Origin of the sequence: Flavobacterium sp. (assembly GCF_044349645.1) — a bacterium.
In the GTDB taxonomy this organism is placed as follows: domain Bacteria; phylum Bacteroidota; class Bacteroidia; order Flavobacteriales; family Flavobacteriaceae; genus Flavobacterium.
The window spans coordinates 24361-43161 of sequence record NZ_JBIKQP010000006.1 but is presented as its reverse complement, the minus strand read 5'-3'; the positions used below and the strand labels follow the sequence as shown (position 1 = coordinate 43161).

19 protein-coding genes are annotated in these 18801 nt (G+C 32.8%); 11 read left to right on the top strand and 8 right to left on the bottom strand.

The features are described from left to right. Position 1 precedes the first annotated feature (1 nt). The 4 genes from AC9UFV_RS02325 to AC9UFV_RS02310 all read left to right on the top strand — a co-directional run bounded on the left by AC9UFV_RS02325 (position 2) and on the right by AC9UFV_RS02310 (position 2039). Positions 2-223 (top strand): DUF6095 family protein, encoded by a 222-nt coding sequence (locus AC9UFV_RS02325; protein ID WP_509572367.1) that lies wholly within the window; start codon positions 2-4, stop codon positions 221-223. Further along, the gene (locus AC9UFV_RS02320) at positions 223-795 is read left to right on the top strand and encodes a pentapeptide repeat-containing protein (protein WP_509572365.1); all 573 of its coding nucleotides are present in this window, start codon (positions 223-225) and stop codon (positions 793-795) included. The genes AC9UFV_RS02325 and AC9UFV_RS02320 overlap by 1 nt, the downstream gene beginning before the upstream one ends. Before the next feature lie 85 nt (positions 796-880). Beyond that, positions 881-1249 (top strand): DNA topoisomerase IV, encoded by a 369-nt coding sequence (locus AC9UFV_RS02315; RefSeq protein ID WP_509572363.1) that lies wholly within the window; start codon positions 881-883, stop codon positions 1247-1249. 16 nt (positions 1250-1265) lie between these two features. After that, positions 1266-2039: a TerC family protein gene (locus AC9UFV_RS02310; RefSeq protein WP_509572361.1), complete on the top strand. Its 774-nt coding sequence runs from the start codon at positions 1266-1268 to the stop codon at positions 2037-2039. 38 nt (positions 2040-2077) lie between these two features. Here AC9UFV_RS02310 and msrA read toward each other — a convergent pair whose 3' ends face one another. Continuing rightward, complete coding sequence (gene msrA / locus AC9UFV_RS02305) at positions 2078-2725, bottom strand: peptide-methionine (S)-S-oxide reductase MsrA (protein ID WP_509572359.1); 648 nt, start codon at positions 2723-2725, stop codon at positions 2078-2080. Positions 2726-2868: 143 nt separating this feature from the next. Here msrA and AC9UFV_RS02300 point away from each other — a divergent pair, with 143 nt between their 5' ends. The 3 genes from AC9UFV_RS02300 to rlmD all read left to right on the top strand — a co-directional run bounded on the left by AC9UFV_RS02300 (position 2869) and on the right by rlmD (position 5837). Beyond that, the gene (locus tag AC9UFV_RS02300; RefSeq protein ID WP_509572357.1) at positions 2869-3552 is read left to right on the top strand and encodes an ABC transporter ATP-binding protein; all 684 of its coding nucleotides are present in this window, start codon (positions 2869-2871) and stop codon (positions 3550-3552) included. Between the two features lie 14 nt (positions 3553-3566). Next, positions 3567-4340 carry a TIGR02757 family protein gene (locus AC9UFV_RS02295; protein ID WP_509572355.1) on the top strand — a complete coding sequence of 258 codons (774 nt, stop codon included), beginning with the start codon at positions 3567-3569 and terminating at the stop codon, positions 4338-4340. A gap of 84 nt (positions 4341-4424) precedes the next feature. Continuing rightward, complete coding sequence (gene rlmD / locus AC9UFV_RS02290; RefSeq protein ID WP_509572353.1) at positions 4425-5837, top strand: 23S rRNA (uracil(1939)-C(5))-methyltransferase RlmD; 1413 nt, start codon at positions 4425-4427, stop codon at positions 5835-5837. Here rlmD and AC9UFV_RS02285 read toward each other — a convergent pair whose 3' ends face one another. The 3 genes from AC9UFV_RS02285 to AC9UFV_RS02275 all read right to left on the bottom strand — a co-directional run bounded on the left by AC9UFV_RS02285 (position 5838) and on the right by AC9UFV_RS02275 (position 8348). Then, the gene (locus AC9UFV_RS02285; protein WP_509572351.1) at positions 5838-6506 is read right to left on the bottom strand and encodes a hypothetical protein; all 669 of its coding nucleotides are present in this window, start codon (positions 6504-6506) and stop codon (positions 5838-5840) included. A 97-nt stretch (positions 6507-6603) separates the two neighbouring features. Continuing rightward, on the bottom strand, positions 6604-7797 hold the full coding sequence (locus AC9UFV_RS02280) for a pyridoxal phosphate-dependent aminotransferase (protein ID WP_509572349.1): 1194 nt from the start codon (positions 7795-7797) through the stop codon (positions 6604-6606). Positions 7798-7913: 116 nt separating this feature from the next. Continuing rightward, on the bottom strand, positions 7914-8348 hold the full coding sequence (locus AC9UFV_RS02275; protein WP_509572347.1) for a DUF1573 domain-containing protein: 435 nt from the start codon (positions 8346-8348) through the stop codon (positions 7914-7916). A 307-nt stretch (positions 8349-8655) separates the two neighbouring features. Between AC9UFV_RS02275 and AC9UFV_RS02270 the strand changes: the two genes are divergently transcribed. Continuing rightward, a complete protein-coding gene (locus AC9UFV_RS02270; protein WP_509572346.1) occupies positions 8656-11289 on the top strand; it encodes a valine--tRNA ligase in 2634 nt (877 codons plus the stop codon). A gap of 15 nt (positions 11290-11304) precedes the next feature. On the opposite strand, the gene AC9UFV_RS02265 is transcribed toward AC9UFV_RS02270, so the two are convergent. The 4 genes from AC9UFV_RS02265 to AC9UFV_RS02250 all read right to left on the bottom strand — a co-directional run bounded on the left by AC9UFV_RS02265 (position 11305) and on the right by AC9UFV_RS02250 (position 14951). Beyond that, positions 11305-11619, bottom strand: a complete 315-nt coding sequence (locus AC9UFV_RS02265; protein WP_509572344.1) for a DUF6787 family protein — start codon at positions 11617-11619, stop codon at positions 11305-11307. Between the two features lie 102 nt (positions 11620-11721). Next, positions 11722-12675, bottom strand: a complete 954-nt coding sequence (locus AC9UFV_RS02260; RefSeq protein WP_509572342.1) for a D-2-hydroxyacid dehydrogenase — start codon at positions 12673-12675, stop codon at positions 11722-11724. Between the two features lie 6 nt (positions 12676-12681). Then, positions 12682-13752, bottom strand: coding sequence for a 3-phosphoserine/phosphohydroxythreonine transaminase (serC, locus tag AC9UFV_RS02255; RefSeq protein ID WP_509572340.1), 1071 nt, complete (start codon positions 13750-13752; stop codon positions 12682-12684). Between the two features lie 140 nt (positions 13753-13892). Beyond that, positions 13893-14951, bottom strand: a complete 1059-nt coding sequence (locus AC9UFV_RS02250; protein ID WP_509572338.1) for an acyl-CoA reductase — start codon at positions 14949-14951, stop codon at positions 13893-13895. 111 nt (positions 14952-15062) lie between these two features. Here AC9UFV_RS02250 and AC9UFV_RS02245 point away from each other — a divergent pair, with 111 nt between their 5' ends. The 3 genes from AC9UFV_RS02245 to AC9UFV_RS02235 all read left to right on the top strand — a co-directional run bounded on the left by AC9UFV_RS02245 (position 15063) and on the right by AC9UFV_RS02235 (position 18800). Next, positions 15063-15413, top strand: a complete 351-nt coding sequence (locus AC9UFV_RS02245; protein ID WP_509572337.1) for a 4Fe-4S dicluster domain-containing protein — start codon at positions 15063-15065, stop codon at positions 15411-15413. A gap of 113 nt (positions 15414-15526) precedes the next feature. Next, complete coding sequence (ychF, locus tag AC9UFV_RS02240; RefSeq protein ID WP_509572335.1) at positions 15527-16621, top strand: redox-regulated ATPase YchF; 1095 nt, start codon at positions 15527-15529, stop codon at positions 16619-16621. Positions 16622-16937: 316 nt separating this feature from the next. Continuing rightward, positions 16938-18800, top strand: coding sequence for a DNA topoisomerase IV subunit B (locus AC9UFV_RS02235; protein WP_509572333.1), 1863 nt, complete (start codon positions 16938-16940; stop codon positions 18798-18800). Position 18801: the final 1 nt, after the last annotated feature.

Here is an 18801-nt window from a genome sequence, read left to right as displayed (position 1 = left end):
TATGAATACCAATAAAGAGGTTTTAAGCAAAGGCATAAAATACATCACCATTTCTCTACCCTGCTTATTCATTGGTCCGGCTGTAATTCATTTTGCTTTTATAAATAAATTGCAACCTTTATTTTATTTGATTTTAGCAATTGGAATCGGTTTTTGTATTACGGCAATGGTAATGCTTTTTAAAGGTTTAAATACAATAATGAAAAGCCTTTTTAATAAATAATGGACGCCTTAATTCACATTAATAAGACTTTTGAAAAAGTCATTTCTATAAATAGTAGAATCAATAATAGGGAGTTTGAGGGCTGTATTTTTAAAAATTGCGATTTTTCAAATAGCGATTTTTCCAACAATACCTTCATGGATTGTGAATTTTACGATTGCAATCTTTCAATGACCAAATTAAAAGGTACTAGTTTAAAAACAGTGGATTTCATCAATTGCAAATTGCTTGGAATTCAGTTCAATGAATGTGATGATTTCTTATTTAACGTGAGTTTTGAAGAATGTGTTTTGGATTATGCTTCATTTGCCAATAAAAAAATGCTGAAAACAAATTTCATGAATTCGACATTAAAGGAAGTTACATTTATAGGCGCCAATTTATCGAATTCAGTGTTTGAAAATAGTAATCTTGATGGAGCCATTTTTAACGACACCCAACTGGCTGGTGCTGATTTTACCTTGGCACAAAACTATAAAATTGATCCAGAATTTAATCCGATGAGAAAAGCAAAATTTTCAACCTTGGGAATCGTGGGATTATTAGATAAATATGATATAAAAATAGAGTAAATAGCCCTGATAGAAGGGAAAATCCCGAGCTTTTTAGCGAGGATTTGGAATGATAGCAGGATTAAGCTTCAAAAAAAACATAGAAATGAAAAAAATTATATGGTTCTTCTCACTACTGATTTTGACTTCGTGTTACGATGTAGAAAGAAATTGTAAAGACTTCAAAACAGGTAAGTTCCAGTTTGATTACGTGGTTAATGGCGTTAAAAAAACGACCTTATTTGAACGAACTGAAACGATGCAAATAGAAACCTACGAGGGTAAAACCGACACCGCTACAGTGAGATGGGTGAACGATTGCGAATTTGTTTTACAGAAATTGCACCCAAAAAATATAAAAGAAAAAAAAGCAATTAGCATGAGAATAGTGTCAACTACGAAAAATTCATATACCTTTGAATTCGGAATTATTGGTAGTGACGAAAAGCAAAAAGGAGTTGCCATAAAACAATAAAATTAAACGCATTTAAATGGAAGTTTTTTTAAATCCAAGTGCTTGGATAGCCTTATTAACATTGACTTTTTTAGAAATTGTATTAGGAATTGACAATATCATTTTTATTTCTATTGCTACAGGAAAGTTACCCGAAGAAAAGCGTAAAAAGGCAACACAAATAGGATTGTTTTTGGCGATGTTTTTACGTATTGCTTTATTAATGGGAATTTCGGTATTGATTGCAATGAAAGAGGCGTGGTTTACTATTGATTTAAGTTGGTTTTCAGCTCAAATAACCGGTCAGAGTTTGATATTGCTATTTGGAGGCTTATTTTTATTATATAAAAGTACTACCGAAATTCGCGAAAAAATTGAAGAAAAAGGAGTTGAAGAAAAGGAACTTGGAAAATCAGCTGCTAAGAGATTTTCTAGAGTTTTATTGCAAATTATGTTAATCGATTTAGTGTTTTCGTTTGATAGTATTTTAACCGCTGTAGGAATGACAAATGGCGTTCCTGGAGCAATTTATATAATGGTGACTGCTGTTGTGATTTCAGTATTTATAATGATGCAATTTGCTGTTCATGTTGGAATTTTCGTTAACAAGCATCCTACGATTCAAATATTAGGGCTTACCTTTTTAATATTAATTGGTTTTATGCTAGTAACCGAAGCGGCACATTTGTCAAATGCATCCTTTTTTGGAAACCACGTAGATGTAGTTCCAAAAGGGTATCTGTATTTTGCTATTTCCTTCTCGCTTTTGGTGGAAGTTTTAAATATGAAAATGTCGAAAAATAAGAAATAAAAAAAGCCACTTTCGGGTGGCTTTTTTGTTATTATCAATTATTTTTTGAGCTTGTCTTTGAAAATTTTTCTAACTTTCTCCACTTTTGGAGTAATTACATAACTGCAATATCCTTGAGATTGATTTTGATTGTAATAATTTTGGTGATAATCTTCTGCATCATAGAATTTTGAAGCTTCAGAAATTACAGTTACAATAGGTTTACCAAATGTATTTTCTTTAGTTAATAAAGCAATATAGTCCTCGGAAATTTTCTTTTGGTTAGCATTATGATAGAAAATTTCACTTCGGTACTGCGTTCCCATATCATTTCCTTGACGATTTAATGTGGTAGGATCATGGGTTGCAAAAAATACCTCTAGAAGTTCACCAAAAGAGATTTTATTTGGGTCAAAGGTAATTTGGATTGCTTCAGCGTGTCCGGTATCTCCCCTACAAATATCAGAATAAGATGGGTTTATTGTTGTCCCGCCAATATATCCTGAAATCACCTTTTCTACACCTTCTAATTCTAAAAATACGGCTTCGGTACACCAAAAACAGCCACCTGCAAATGTTGCTACTTCTAATTTATCATGAATCTCCATTGGTTTGTTGGGTTTTAAATGAGGTAAATCTTGGACTTTTTCTTTTGACTGACACGAAAAAGCTAACATGGATAATAGAATACTGATTTTCTTTTTCATACTTAATGTTTTTACAAATTTATCAAGAATAAGAAGCTGTAGATATGCAATTAACTAAATATTATAATTTGTGAGATAATTTTATTCCTTGTTATTTTCAATAATCGTGAAAATCTTTGTTACTTTGTGAAAACACAATCAATATGATAGAAGCAAAAAAAATATACAAATATTACGACCAACTCCAAGTATTAAAAGGGGTTGATTTGCATATTAAAAAAGGTGAAATCGTATCGATTGTCGGTTCTTCAGGAGCTGGAAAAACAACGCTTTTGCAAATATTAGGAACATTAGACAAACCCAATTCAAGTAATTCTTCTGAAGATCAATTGTCTGAATTGATAATTAATGGGCAAAATGTACTTTCAATGAATGATAAGGAATTGTCCAAGTTTCGAAATTTAAACTTGGGATTTATCTTCCAATTTCATCAATTACTACCAGAATTTACTGCATTAGAAAATGTATGTATTCCCTCATTTATAGCTAATAAATCTAAACAAGAAACAGAAATTGATGCTAAGAAATTATTAGATTATTTAGGACTTTCTCAACGTATTAATCACAAACCAAATGAACTTTCAGGAGGTGAACAACAGCGCGTAGCAGTTGCAAGAGCCTTAATAAACAAGCCTTCCATAATTTTTGCTGATGAACCTTCAGGGAATTTAGATAAAGCATCAGCAGAAAATTTACATGAATTGTTTTTTAAATTACGTGATGAATTTGGTCAAACCTTTGTAATTGTTACCCATAACGAAGAATTAGCTAACATGGCTGATAGAAAATTGGTAATGGTTGATGGGCAAATTAGTAATCATTTATAGGGTTTCAACTTAAAATGACACCAAACGAAATTAAATCTTTTCTAGACGAAAAAGTCGAATTGTATAATAATCCGAATTTTATTGAAAGTGATCCCATTCAGATTCCGCATTTGTTTTCACAAAAAGAAGACATTGAAATTGCAGGTTTTTTAAGTGCAACTATTGCTTGGGGAAATCGAAAAATGATTATTAAAAATTCTCATCGAATGATGGATTTGATGGGAAATACACCCTACGATTTTGTGATGTCGCACACTGAAAATGATTTAGAGCGATTGGAAACTTTTGTTCATAGAACATATAATAGTTTGGATTTTCAATATTTTATTAAGAGTCTTAAAAACATCTATACAAACCATAACGGTATTGAAGCTGTTTTTTACAGAGGACAATCAAATAATGATTCAAGAGCGATGCAATCATCCATCTCAGCGTTTAAAAAAGTATTTTTTGAATTACCACATTTAACAAGAACAGAAAAGCACATTTCAGATCCTATGGGGAATTCCGCAGCAAAAAGAATCAATATGTTTCTTCGTTGGATGGTTCGTCAAGACAATAAAGGAGTCGATTTAGGAATTTGGAAATCAATATCACCTTCTCAACTTTCCTGCCCATTAGACGTGCATTCTGGAAATGTTGCCCGAAAATTAGGCCTTTTGCAAAGAAAACAAAATGATGGAAAAGCACTATTTGAACTCGATTCAAAGCTTAGAATTTACGATCCCAATGATCCTGTGAAATACGATTTTGCATTATTTGGATTGGGAGTTTTTGAGGGATTTTGATTTTTACAACCATTCGATAATAGCATTTAAAAAAAAATATCACAATTTTCAATTTTTGGATTTATAAAAACTTATTTTTGCGCTATGGCAAGAAAAATCACAAATAAAATCGTTTTCGATCATATAAAAGTCCTTGATGCAGGTGCTAAGGGCGTTTCAGTTGCAAAAGCTCCTGATGGAAAAGTTATCTTTATTCCTAATGTTGTTCCCGGTGACGTAGTAGACGTTCAAACATTAAAGAAAAGAAAAGCCTATTATGAAGGAAAAGCGGTTCGATTTCACGAGTTTTCTGAACACAGAATTGAACCTATTTGTGAGCATTTTGGTGTGTGTGGTGGTTGCAAATGGCAAAATATGAAATACAGCCAACAATTATTCTACAAGCAAAATGAAGTGAAAAATCATTTACAGAGAATTGGTAAAATTGAACTTCCAGAATTTGAACCAATTTTAGGGTCTGAAAAGCAGTTTTTCTATAGAAATAAAATGGAGTTTGGTTTTTCAAATAGTCGATGGCTGACACAAGATGAAATTGATAGCCAAGACGATTTAGGAAATAGAAATGCTCTTGGATTTCATATTCCAAAAATGTGGGACAAAATATTAGATATTAATAAATGTCACCTTCAAGAGGACCCCTCAAATGCTATTCGTAACGAAATTAAAGAATTTGCCAACCTAAATAAACTTACTTTCTTTAACCCAAGAAGTCATGAAGGCTTATTGAGAACGCTGATGTTAAGAACTGCCTCTACAGGAGAAATAATGGTTTTAATTCAGTTTTTTGAAGATGATAAACAAAATCGTGAATTGTTATTGGATCATTTGTATGATAAATTTCCTCAAATTACTTCATTACAATACGTAATTAACAATAAAGCGAACGACACTTTATACGATACAAATATAAAATTATACAAAGGTCGTGATTACATTTTAGAAGAAATGGAGGGCTTGAAATTTAGTATTAATGCGAAATCATTTTACCAAACCAACTCTGACCAAGCCTATGAATTGTATAAAATAACTAGAGATTTTGCAGGATTAACTGGGAATGAAATTGTTTACGATTTATATACTGGAACAGGAACTATTGCTCAATTTGTTTCTAAAAAGGCTAAAAAAGTAATTGGTGTAGAAAGTGTTCCAGAAGCAATTGAAGATGCTAAAGCAAATGCCAAAAGAAACGAAATTACCAATTGCGAGTTCTTCGTAGGAGATATGAAAGTTGTATTTAATGAGGAATTCATTGCGCAACACGGAAAACCAGACGTCATAATTACAGACCCTCCAAGAGACGGAATGCATAAAGATGTAATTGAACAAATATTAAAAATTGAACCTCAAAAAGTAGTTTATGTAAGTTGTAATTCGGCTACACAAGCCAGAGATTTAGCTTTGATGGACGAGAAATACAAGGTAACAAGAGTTCGACCAGTTGATATGTTTCCGCAAACCCACCACGTTGAAAATGTAGTGCTTTTAGAAAAACGATAGTTATTCTTTTACAATTACAATTGTAGCTTTAAAACCAGTAGAAAGATTCCATTGATTTGAAGAAATTGAAGCACCTTTGTCATCAAAAACCTGGAATTCAGCAGTATTTGGTCCTGATGAACCTTGGTTTATTGCTTCAATATCTATTTTATTAAAGCCGTTTTTTAATGTGAATTCAAAAGATTGATAATCCCCAACTAAAAGTACATTTTCCTGAATTATTAAGTCGTTTATGTAAATTCGGACTCGGTCTCCATCAACAAATTGGTTGTCACGACATAGAATTTTCACAAATAAAGATTTAGTTTTAAAATCACCCAAATTCTGATTTCTTCTAAATTCCTGAGTTACTTCCCCATCGCTATTTTTATTCATTTTTTCTTGAAAAATAGCCCCTGGATTCACAAAATCACTTTTCATAGTAAGATCTATAGGTTTAGACCCTCCTATTTTTTGAAAAATAATCTCTGGTTCTTTAATTACTGGTACATCTTTAAAATTAGGGGTTATTGGCGAAACAGGGCTGAATTTTGAGGTAGAAGGCTTCGGTTTTGGAACTGTTTTGTTCTTAATTGGTGAGATTTGCAACGCTTTATTTCCATTATCAAATTGAGAATAGCAAAGCGAAGAAAAAAACAAAAATACCAATAAAGAAATTCTGATTTTCATAGTAAACGTCCAAATCATTAATTTTGATAAAAATAAATAAAAAAACTTCGTTAATAAATACATTAACGAAGTTTTAGTAATATTTTAGATATGAATTCTATTTTGAATTATAAGCTGCTATAGCATTTTTTAATATTTCTACAGAGCGAATCAAGTCTGCTTCATTCAATACATAAGCAATTCTTACTTCATTTAACCCAACTCCTGGCGTAGAATAAAATCCCGCAGCTGGAGCAACCATAACGGTTTCTTTGTTTAAATCATAGGATTCCAACATCCATTGTGCAAATTTATCAGCATTATCAATTGGTAATTGCGCAATACAATAAAAAGCACCTTTTGGTTTGCTCACCACCACTCCATCAATCTTATTTAATTCATCAACTAAAGTATCTCTACGACTTCTATATTCAGTGATCACCTCATCAAAATAACTTTGTGGCGTATCTAAAGCTGCTTCACTCGCAATTTGAGCAAATGTTGGCGGACTCAATCTTGCTTGCGCAAATTTCATTGCTGTTGCCATTAACTCTTTATTTTTTGAAACAATGCAACCAATTCTTGCGCCACACATGCTGTAACGTTTTGAAACAGAATCAATCATAATGGCATTTTCTTCCAAACCAGGAATATTCGTTACCGAATAATGAACATCACCATCATAAGTGAATTCTCTGTAAACCTCATCAGCAATTAAAAATAAATCGTACTTTTTAACTAAATTCGCCAACTGCATAATTTCCTCTTTAGAATACAAATAACCGGTTGGATTTCCAGGATTACATATTAATATAGCCTTAGTTTTAGGAGTTATTAATCTTTCAAAATCAGCAATCGGTGGCAAAGCAAATCCCGTGTCAATTGACGAAATTACAGGAACTACTTTTACTCCTGATGCAGTTGAAAAACCATTGTAATTTGCATAAAATGGCTCAGGAATTATCACTTCATCACCAAAATCCATTGTGCTTCCCATAGCAAATAACAACGCTTCAGAACCTCCAGTGGTTATAATAATATCGGCAACATCAATTGGTAGACCTGTATTTTTATAAAATTGTGACAACTTAGTTCTATAACTTTCAAATCCTGCTGAATGACTGTATTCTAAAACCTTAATATCAAGATTTTTTATCGAATTCATTGCCACTTCAGGTGTTTTAATATCCGGTTGACCAATGTTTAAATGGTACACTTTGTGACCTTTCTTTTTCGCAATTTCCGCATAAGGTACCAATTTACGAATTGGCGATTCCGGCATTTGAATTCCTTTATTTGAAATTTTAGGCATAATAGTTCGTTTTAAAATGCAAATTTGCAATAATTATTTTAGAATAATAAACAATTTTGTAATCTTTATATAAAAAAAAGCGCCTCAATTGAAGCGCTAATATTTTGAATAAAATTTTATTGACTTGGTAATGATTTTTTCTTTTCTAAGACATTAACTTCAGGCTTTACTATTACTTCCCCTTTGATTTTTAGTGCAATTTTCCCACCTTCCACATTAATAGCATTCGATTCAACTGTAATTGTTTTACGAATTGGTCCAGGATTCATATTGTATTTAACATCAATTTTTCCTGTCATTCCTGGCATAATTGGTTCTGTAGGTCTTGTAGGAACAGTACATCCACAAGTTGACTGAACATTTGAAATGATCAAAGGTGCATCACCAGTGTTTTTAAATTCAAATGTACGAAGTCCATTGTCTGAATCTTTGCTCACAGTGCCATAATCGATAGTATTGTCTTTATTTAAAAATTCAATTTTAGCGCCGCTCTGAGCAAATCCAATTGCAGTAAAGGCAATAAAGGCAAATAGTAAGATTGTTTTTTTCATCTAATCAGTATTAAATTAGTACAAGTAAATATACTTTTTTTTAATTAATCACACAAATTTTTATTTCCCTTTTTATAGTGTTCATAATTATTTACTTTTGTAGCAATTACAAAAAATAGACCAATTTATATATTCAATTGTTTTGGAGCGAATATCTTGGCTTTTTCAGTAATTCATTTTCCTGCTGTTCGTTTCAATATTCGCTAAATAGCGAATTATTTTCTCTACCATCAGGGCTACTATTTTAATCATTTTTTTGCTTGGAATAGTTTTTTAAAAATTTCAGAAATAACGAATAAATATTATAATGACGATTCCATCGCAATTTGAAGCAAAAACCATCGAAGATAAATGGTACGATTACTGGATGAAAAACAACTATTTTCATTCCACACCCGACCACAGAACTCCCTATACAATTGTTATACCACCTCCCAATGTTACTGGGGTGCTTCACATGGGTCACATGCTAAACAATACCATTCAGGACGTATTAATCCGTAGAGCAAGACTTAAAGGATTTAATGCTTGTTGGGTACCAGGAACCGATCACGCTTCTATTGCAACCGAAGCAAAGGTAGTTGCAAAACTAAAAGCCGAAGGAATCAATAAAGACGATTTGACTCGTCAAGAATTTTTAACGCATGCTTGGGAATGGACCGAAAAATATGGCGGCGTAATTCTCGAACAATTAAAAAAATTAGGTGCTTCTTGCGATTGGGAAAGAACAAAATTTACCATGGATCCTGATATGTCAGCTTCTGTAATTCGTTCTTTTGTCGATTTACATAAAAAAGGCCTAATCTATCGTGGTTTCAGAATGGTAAATTGGGATCCAGAAGCAAAAACTACACTTTCTGACGAAGAAGTAGTATTTGAAGAACAACAAGGAAAATTGTATTACATAAAATACGGAATTCAAGGAAGCTCAGATTTTGTTACCGTTGCCACTACCCGACCAGAAACTATATTTGGAGATACTGCAATTTGTATTAATCCAAATGACGAACGTTTTTCTCACTTAAAAGGCAAAAGTGCGATTGTACCAATTTGCGGAAGAGTAATTCCTATTATTCAAGACGAATATGTCGACGTTGAATTTGGAACCGGTTGTTTAAAAGTAACTCCAGCTCATGACACCAATGATAAAACTTTAGGAGAAAAACACCAACTTGAAATTATCGACATTTTCAATGAAGATGCTAGTTTAAATAGTTATGGATTGCATTACCAAGGCAAAGATCGATTTATAGTACGTGAAGAAATTGCCAAAGAATTAGAATCAATTGGTAATTTAGTAAAAGTTGAAAACCACTTAAATAAAGTGGGGACTTCTGAAAGAACAAAAGCCGTTATTGAACCAAGATTATCGGATCAGTGGTTTTTAAAAATGGAGGATTTAGTAAAACCTGCAATTAAAGCGGTTCTGGTTGATAACGAAATTAAATTGCATCCTAAGAAGTTTGATAACATATACAAACATTGGTTGGAAAATATCCGTGATTGGAACATCTCCCGACAATTGTGGTGGGGACAGCAAATTCCAGCCTATTATTATGGAGATGGAAAAGAAGATTATGTTGTTGCAGAATCAATTGAGGAAGCATTGGTTTTAGCCAAAGAAAAAACGAATAATAACCAATTAACTATTGAAAACTTAACTCAGGATAAAGATGCTTTAGATACTTGGTTCTCCTCATGGCTTTGGCCAATGTCAGTATTTGGAGGAATCATGAATCCTGAAAGTGAAGATTTTAAATATTACTATCCTACAAACGACTTAGTAACTGGACCAGACATTTTGTTCTTTTGGGTGGCGAGAATGATTATTGCAGGTTATGAATATACCGGTAAAAAGCCTTTTACAAACGTCTATTTAACTGGATTAGTTCGCGACAAACAACGCCGTAAAATGTCAAAATCACTTGGAAATTCTCCTGATCCTTTGGATTTAATTGACAAATTTGGTGCTGATGGTGTTCGCGTAGGATTACTTTTAAGTGCTTCTGCAGGAAACGACATCATGTTTGATGAAGAACTTTGTAACCAAGGAAAAGCATTTACCAATAAAATTTGGAATGCCCTAAAATTAATAAAAGGTTGGGAGGTTTCAGATTCTATTCCACAACCAGAATCTTCAAAAGTTGCTATCGAATGGTATGAAGCAAAATTGCAACAAACCTTAGTTGAAATAGAGGATAATTTTGAAAAATACAGAATTTCTGACGCCTTAATGGGTATTTACAAATTAGTTTGGGACGATTTTTGTTCGTGGTTTTTAGAGATGATAAAGCCTGCTTATCAAGCGCCAATTGATAAAATTACTTTTGATAAAGCAATTGAAATGCTGGAAAGTAATTTGAAATTATTACATCCATTTATGCCATTTCTAACAGAGGAAATTTGGCATTACACTGCAGAAAGAACTCCTGAGGAAGCGCTAATTGTTTCAACATGGCCAACATTAAAACCATTTAATGCCAATTTGATTTCAGAATTTGAAAATACAATGGAGGTAATTTCAGGAATTAGAACCATTAGAAAAGATAAAAACATACCATTTAAAGATAGTATTGAATTTAAAGTAGTGAACAATGACAAAGTTTCTGATCATTTTGATTCAATTGTAACCAAATTAGGTAATATTTCTTCATTAGAATATGTTTCTGAAAAAGTAGATGGCGCTTTATCATTTAGAGTAAAATCGAATGAATATTTTATACCAATTTCTGGGAATATTAATGTTGAGGAAGAAATTTCTAAATTGACTGAAGAGTTAAAATACATTCAAGGATTTTTGAAATCGGTGCAAGCGAAGTTGTCAAATGAAAAATTTGTAAATGGCGCACCCGAGAAAGTATTGGCAAACGAAAAACAAAAAGAAGCCGATGCATTAGCAAAAATTGCAACAATAGAACAAAGCTTAGCTAGTTTGAAATAAATAAAAAAGCCTCAATTATGAGGCTTTTTTATTGAATATAAATCCCAATCCTATTTTTGCTAACATTCTTTTTCCAAAAGGAAAGAAAAACTTTGATTGTCCAAATAAATAGCCAAAACCCATTAATAAAAAGGGATAAATTGGTAAAACTAAAACTAATAAAATCAGGTAATAAATGAACCAATGGGTGTTTTTATCATTTAATCCAATTAGCGTCATTAAATAACTAGAAATCCTGGCAGATAAAGAACCGTTGATTGCAAATACAATAATTATCAATAATAATTGATAAATAGTAGTAATTCCCCAGCGTTCTTTTAATTTTTTCATAACCCAAATTTACAAAATTAATTCACAATAAATCAGCTTGCTAAAACAAAAAAAGCATCTCGTGAGGAGATGCTTTTTAATAAAAAATATTTTAATCTTGAATTAATTTTTCAATATACTGATTATTTGGGAAGCCAATTCAGTTCCAATTCTATCTTGCGCTTCCAAAGTAGCCGCCCCAATATGCGGCGTTAAAGATATTTTTTGATTCATTAAAATCGTGATTTCTGGATTTGGTTCGTTTTCAAAAACGTCTAAACCTGCGAACAATACTTTACCGCTATCTAATGCTTTTACTAAAGCAACTTCATCAATTACTCCACCACGAGCGCAATTTACAATTCCTACTCCAGGTTTCATAGTTTCTAATTCGGCTTCACCAATAATATATCCATCTTGAGCGGGAACGTGAAGCGTAATAAAATCAGCTTCTTTGATTAAAGATTCTAACGATTGTGTTTTTATAGTTGTAGTAATCGATTGACCATCAAAAAACTCCACTTTTACATCTACTTTTTCAATAAAACTATCGCTTGCAATTACCTTCATTCCAAGGCCTAAAGCCATTTTTGCAGTTGCTTGTCCGATTCTTCCGATTCCAACAATACCAAGCGTTTTTCCTCTCAATTCCACTCCATTTGCGTACGCTTTCTTAAGACCTTCGAAATTAGAATCTCCTTCAAGTGGCATATTTCTATTGGAATCATGTAAAAAACGAACTCCTGAAAATAGATGAGCGAAAACTAATTCTGCAACAGATTCAGATGAAGATGCAGGAGTATTAATTACAATAATGCCTTTGCTTTTAGCATATTCAACGTCAATATTATCCATGCCAACTCCACCTCTACCTATAATTTTTAATCCTGGACAAGCGTCAATAATGTCTTTTCTGACTTTAGTTGCGCTTCGAACTAAAACTACACTTACGTTATTCTCATTTACGTAATTGGCAACTTGCTCCTGAGCTACTTTTGTAGTAATTACTTCAAATCCACCTTTTTCTAAAGCTAGGATTCCACTTTTTGAAATTCCATCGTTTGCTAAAACCTTCATATTTATTTATATTTTACTTTCAAAATCTTTCATTACATCAACTAATACTTGTACACTCTCTATTGGAAGTGCATTGTACATAGAAGCCCTATATCCACCCACAGAACGGTGTCCTGGCAAACCAGAAATTCCTGCTGCTTTCCACATTGAATCAAATAGTTCAGTATGCTCTTCAATATTTAATAAGAAAACAACGTTCATATTAGAGCGGTTTTCCACTTTTGCAGCTCCTTTAAAATATGGATTTCTGTCAATTTCAGCATACAACATATTTGCTTTAGCTTGATTCAATTTCTCAACAGCTGCAATACCACCCATTTTCTTCAACCATTGTAAAGTCAATAATGATGCGTAAACTGGGAAAACAGCTGGAGTATTGAACATGCTTTCGGCTTTTATATGTTTTTCATAATCCAACATACTTGGAATAACTCTTCCCGACTTACCTAAAATTTCCTCTTTAATAACTACTAAAGTAGTTCCTGCAGGTCCCATATTTTTTTGAGCACCAGCGTAGATGATATCAAATTTTGAAAAATCTAAAACTCGTGAGAAAATATCAGAACTCATATCACAAACCATGGGTACAGAAACATTAGGGAATTCATTGATTTGTGTACCAAAAATTGTATTGTTACTTGTGCAATGGAAATAATCTACATCGCTTGGAACGGTAAATCCTTTTGGAATATAACTGTAATTCTCGTCTTTGGATGAAGCTACAATAGTAACCTCTCCGAACAATTTAGCTTCTTTAATAGCGGCAGATGCCCAAGTTCCTGTATCTAGATAAGCTGCTTTTCCGTCCACTTTCATCAAGTTATAGGGAACCATCAAAAATTCTAAACTCGCACCACCATGTAAAAACAATGCTTGGTACCCTTTCCCTTTTAGATCTAATAATTCTAAAGCTAAATCTCTAGCTTCATCCATTACAGCTACAAAATCTTTGCTTCTGTGAGAGATCTCTAAAAGAGATAAACCTGAATTATTGAAATCTAATATCGCTTCAGCAGATTTTTGAAAAACTTCATTAGGTAAAATACAAGGACCTGCGCTGTAATTGTGTTTTTTCATTCGTGTTGTGGGGTTGAAAAAAAATTAAGTTACAAATTTCGTAAATAGGAAACTAAAATCAATTAAATATTACTAAATAGTTATGCCAATTTATTAACAAAATCGTTTTAGTATAACCCTGAAATTGAGAATTTGAATATCTACAAATTGATCAAGAAGTTTATAGTATCAATATTGTCAGCATAATCCCACAACTTTGGTTTTTGTGTTTGACCAAACGGGACGCTATTTTCAATTAAATTATTGGAAACAACACATTGAATTTGTTCGTGATCTTGCTGTAATTTATTTTTTATATCTTCCAAATTATCATAATATTCATAAAAAACAGCTGAAATTGGGGAAGCATAACTTGAATCTTCTTTGATAATTAGAAATTCATTGTCCAATAAATTAAAATTACTCATTAAGAAAACGGCCTTATTATAATCGTAATTATTTATGTATTTTTCAAATTTCATAACTTGATGATAAGGATACATCCCACCAAAAAAAGAATCAAAGTTATAATTTCTTGTTACAAACAATTTGGAAACATTTCTACATCCTAAGCCAAAATAGCGAAAGACATCTTCTCCTAATGCAATCATTTGCTCCTCTGATTCATTTCCGTCTAAAACAGCAACTGAATTCCTTGATTTTCTAATAATCGAGGGCTTGTCTTTAAAATAATATTCAAAATAACGAGCGGTATTATTACTTCCGGTTGCAATTACAGCATCGAAATTTTCTAATTTTCCCTCCACAAAAGTGATGTAATTATCTAATTTTGGTTCAACCGAAATAATATATTTTGCTAAAAAGGGTAATAAATGTTGATCGTTTGAAGAGGTTTTAACCACTACTTTATGACCTGAAAGTAAAACCGAAATAAAATCATGAAAACCCACCAAAGGTATATTTCCAGCCAAAACCAATCCAACTGTTTTAGGAGTAACTTTATCTAAATTATAACTATCCAACCATTGGTTTAAATTTTCCTCGGTCAATGCCTCTGCCCAAGATTGAATTGAAAAATATACGTTTTCATTGGTGTACCAGCCGTTATGTGAAGGTGATAACTGAATTAAATTAATGAAATCATCAAAGTACAAATCGTTGTGAAGCACCAACGGACATTTAGTATTTTCAACTTCGGAAAATTGCGATAAAAATTTACCAAGTTCGATGAAAATACTTTTTTTGTGTTCTAATGTCATATTGATTTGCTTATGATAAGTTTTGGATGTAATTTTGCACAAAAATAAGATAATTATCTGCAATAGGCAACACGCAACAAGCTTTTAGCCCTTTGCATAAATCAAAATAGTATGGCAATTATAATAACTGACGAATGTATTAATTGTGGGGCTTGCGAACCGGAATGTCCAAATACCGCAATTTATGAAGGTGCTGACGATTGGAGATACAAAGACGGAACAAAAATTAGAGGGAAAGTAATTTTGGCTGACGGAACTGAAGTGGATGCTGACGCTCCTCAAACTCCAATTTCAGACGATATTTACTACATCGTGCCTGGAAAATGTACCGAATGCAAAGGATTTCACGAAGAACCACAATGCGCTGCTGTGTGCCCAGTAGACTGCTGTGTTCCTGATGAAAATCATGTGGAAAGTGAAGAAACACTTTTAAACAGACAAGCTTTTTTACACAACGAATAATTAAATAATCCTGAGTTACTAGCTCAGGATTTTTTTTTGTTTAGGCATTTATTTTATACAATTTTTATTAAAAGATATAAATCCTATATTTGCAGTCTTAAAAATAAACCATAATGAAAGCAGGAATTGTAGGATTACCAAATGTTGGAAAATCAACATTATTCAATTGTTTGTCTAACGCAAAAGCACAAAGCGCCAACTTCCCTTTTTGCACCATCGAACCTAATATTGGTGTGGTAAATGTACCCGATTCAAGAATCGCAAAATTAGAAGAATTAGTAAAACCTGAGCGCGTTCAAATGGCAACTGTTGATATTGTAGATATTGCAGGATTGGTAAAAGGAGCTAGTAAAGGAGAAGGTTTAGGAAATCAGTTTCTAGGAAATATCAGAGAATGTAACGCTATTATTCACGTTTTACGTTGTTTCGATAACGATAACATTATCCACGTTGATGGAAATGTAAATCCGATTAGAGATAAAGAAACCATTGACATCGAATTGCAATTAAAAGACCTTGAAACAGTTGAAAAACGTCTTGAAAAAGTGAATCGTGCCGCAAAAACTGGAAACAAAGAAGCGCAAACTGAAAAAGCGTTATTGGACCGAATTAAAGACGCTTTATTACAAGCAAAATCAGCTAGGACGGTTGTTCCACAAAATCATGAAGAAGTAGAATTAATGGAAACTTTCCAATTAATCACCACAAAACCAGTTCTTTATGTTTGTAATGTAAACGAAGAAGCCGCTGTAAACGGAAATAAATATGTCGATCAAGTTCGTGAATTAGTAAAATCGGAAGACGCTGAAGTAATTATACTTTCTGTAGGTGCTGAAGCAGATATCGCCGAATTAGAAAGCTTTGAAGAGCGTCAAATTTTTCTTGAAGACATGGGATTGTCGGAACCAGGTTCTTCAGTATTAATTCGTGCTGCCTATAAATTATTAAAACAACAAACCTATTTCACAGCTGGAGTTAAAGAAGTTCGAGCTTGGACAATAAACGTTGGTGCCACAGCACCACAAGCCGCAGGCGTAATTCACACCGATTTTGAAAAAGGATTTATCCGTGCCGAAGTGATTTCTTATGAAGATTTTGTTCACTACGGATCAGAAGCAAAATGCAAAGAAGCAGGAAAATTTAAAGTCGAAGGAAAAGAATATGTCGTAAAAGATGGAGACGTAATGCACTTCCGCTTCAACGTATAAATAGAATTAAGACCGCTAATTTAGCGGTTTTTTTGTGCCTATTTCCAGCTATCCATTACAAGATTTTTTTATAAAATGGTATTTTCTGAGCCAAAAATGGAGCTCCCTATGGTCGCTCATTTTAGCCAAGAAAAAATACATTTTCTTAAAAAAATGCTTTCCATTTCTATCTGGGGCAAAATCTCGTTAAAAATCATAAATCTGAGATCTAAGATCTTAAATCAAAATTGTCAATATCATTCTTAATAACTTTGCTGAAAATTGTTTTAAATCCTCACTTATATCACTAAATTAGCACCAAATCAGTTTTATTAAAATGTCAGAACAAAATCAATATACCGAAGACAATATACGCTCCCTCGATTGGAAAGAACACATCCGAATGCGACCAGGAATGTACATTGGAAAATTAGGTGATGGATCCTCCCCTGACGATGGTATTTACATTCTTTTAAAGGAAGTTCTAGATAACTGTATCGATGAATTTGTAATGGGAGCAGGTAAAACCATTGAGGTTACAATTAAAGATAAAACCGTTACCGTCCGTGATTATGGCCGTGGAATTCCTTTAGGAAAAGTAGTTGATGTAGTTTCTAAAATGAATACTGGAGGTAAGTACGATTCACTTGCCTTCAAAAAATCGGTAGGTTTAAATGGTGTGGGAACAAAAGCGGTTAATGCACTTTCAAATTATTTCCGAGTAGAATCTGTTCGTGATGACAAACAAAAAGCAGCAGAATTTTCTGAAGGAAACCTTGTTTTAGAAGAAGATATTGTTGATACCACCAAGAGAAAAGGAACCAAAGTAACTTTCACTCCTGATGAAGCTATATTTAAAAATTACAAATTCAGAATTGAATATGTAATTAAAATGGTAAAAAACTATTGTTACCTAAACAACGGTTTGACCATTTTATTCAATGGTGAAAAATACTATTCTGAAAATGGTCTAAAAGATTTATTAGAGGAAACCATTCACGCTGATGATTTAGAATATCCAATTGTTCACTTAAAAGGAGACGATATCGAAATTGCGCTAACTCACAGTAAAACGCAATACAGCGAAGAATACCATTCGTTTGTAAACGGTCAAAATACCACTCAAGGTGGAACGCACTTAGCAGCCTATCGAGAAGCAATTGTAAAAACCATTCGAGAGTTTTACAATAAAGGTTTCGAAGCCTCCGACGTTCGAAAATCAATCGTAACTGCGATAAGTATCAAAGTAATGGAACCGGTTTTCGAATCACAAACAAAAACGAAATTAGGGTCAACTGATATGGGTTCGGACCCAGGAATGCCATCTGTTCGTACCTTTGTAAATGATTTTGTCAAAACAAATTTGGATAATTATTTACATAAAAATCCAACAACAGCAGATGCTTTATTGCGCAAAATTCTCCAAGCGGAACGAGAACGAAAAGAGCTTTCTGGAATTAGAAAATTAGCCACCGATAGAGCAAAAAAAGCCAATCTTCACAATAAAAAATTAAGAGATTGTAGAGTACATCTTCAAGACACAAAAAACCCTAGAAGTTTAGAAAGTACGCTTTTTATTACCGAGGGAGATTCGGCTTCTGGTTCAATTACAAAGTCAAGAGATGTAAACACCCAAGCTGTATTTAGTTTACGTGGAAAGCCTTTGAATTCCTATGGAATGACCAAGAAAATTGTATATGAAAATGAAGAATTCAACTTGCTACAAGCCGCTTTAGATATTGAAGATGGATTGGAGCGTTTGCGTTATAATAATATTGTAATTGCAACCGATGCCGATGTCGACGGTATGCACATTCGTTTATTGCTAATTACCTTTTTCCTACAATTTTTCCCCGAATTAATAAAAGAAGGACATTTGTACATTTTACAAACTCCCCTTTTCCGAGTTAGAAATAAGAAAGAAACCATCTATTGCTATTCAGAAGAAGAGCGAAAAGACGCCATTGAGAAATTAAAACCAAAACCTGAAATCACTCGATTTAAAGGATTAGGAGAAATTTCACCAGATGAGTTTAAAAATTTCATTGGAGAATCCATTCGATTGGATCCAATTATGATGGATAAAACAACTTCAATTGAGCAATTATTATCCTTCTATATGGGTAAAAACACCCCAGACCGACAAGATTTTATTATTAAAAACTTGAAAGTCGATTTAGATGTTGTTGAAGCAATTTAGT

Excerpts from the sequence above, each read along its gene's own strand:
- AC9UFV_RS02325 (WP_509572367.1), top strand. The coding sequence starts at position 2 with ATGAATACCAATAAAGAGGTTTTAAGCAAAGGCATAAAATACATCACC.
- AC9UFV_RS02320 (WP_509572365.1), top strand. The coding sequence starts at position 223 with ATGGACGCCTTAATTCACATTAATAAGACTTTTGAAAAAGTCATTTCT.
- AC9UFV_RS02315 (WP_509572363.1), top strand. The coding sequence starts at position 881 with ATGAAAAAAATTATATGGTTCTTCTCACTACTGATTTTGACTTCGTGT.
- AC9UFV_RS02310 (WP_509572361.1), top strand. The coding sequence starts at position 1,266 with ATGGAAGTTTTTTTAAATCCAAGTGCTTGGATAGCCTTATTAACATTG.
- msrA (WP_509572359.1), bottom strand. The coding sequence starts at position 2,725 with ATGAAAAAGAAAATCAGTATTCTATTATCCATGTTAGCTTTTTCGTGT.
- AC9UFV_RS02300 (WP_509572357.1), top strand. The coding sequence starts at position 2,869 with ATGATAGAAGCAAAAAAAATATACAAATATTACGACCAACTCCAAGTA.
- AC9UFV_RS02295 (WP_509572355.1), top strand. The coding sequence starts at position 3,567 with ATGACACCAAACGAAATTAAATCTTTTCTAGACGAAAAAGTCGAATTG.
- rlmD (WP_509572353.1), top strand. The coding sequence starts at position 4,425 with ATGGCAAGAAAAATCACAAATAAAATCGTTTTCGATCATATAAAAGTC.
- AC9UFV_RS02285 (WP_509572351.1), bottom strand. The coding sequence starts at position 6,506 with ATGAAAATCAGAATTTCTTTATTGGTATTTTTGTTTTTTTCTTCGCTT.
- AC9UFV_RS02280 (WP_509572349.1), bottom strand. The coding sequence starts at position 7,797 with ATGCCTAAAATTTCAAATAAAGGAATTCAAATGCCGGAATCGCCAATT.
- AC9UFV_RS02275 (WP_509572347.1), bottom strand. The coding sequence starts at position 8,348 with ATGAAAAAAACAATCTTACTATTTGCCTTTATTGCCTTTACTGCAATT.
- AC9UFV_RS02270 (WP_509572346.1), top strand. The coding sequence starts at position 8,656 with ATGACGATTCCATCGCAATTTGAAGCAAAAACCATCGAAGATAAATGG.
- AC9UFV_RS02265 (WP_509572344.1), bottom strand. The coding sequence starts at position 11,619 with ATGAAAAAATTAAAAGAACGCTGGGGAATTACTACTATTTATCAATTA.
- AC9UFV_RS02260 (WP_509572342.1), bottom strand. The coding sequence starts at position 12,675 with ATGAAGGTTTTAGCAAACGATGGAATTTCAAAAAGTGGAATCCTAGCT.
- serC (WP_509572340.1), bottom strand. The coding sequence starts at position 13,752 with ATGAAAAAACACAATTACAGCGCAGGTCCTTGTATTTTACCTAATGAA.
- AC9UFV_RS02250 (WP_509572338.1), bottom strand. The coding sequence starts at position 14,951 with ATGACATTAGAACACAAAAAAAGTATTTTCATCGAACTTGGTAAATTT.
- AC9UFV_RS02245 (WP_509572337.1), top strand. The coding sequence starts at position 15,063 with ATGGCAATTATAATAACTGACGAATGTATTAATTGTGGGGCTTGCGAA.
- ychF (WP_509572335.1), top strand. The coding sequence starts at position 15,527 with ATGAAAGCAGGAATTGTAGGATTACCAAATGTTGGAAAATCAACATTA.
- AC9UFV_RS02235 (WP_509572333.1), top strand. The coding sequence starts at position 16,938 with ATGTCAGAACAAAATCAATATACCGAAGACAATATACGCTCCCTCGAT.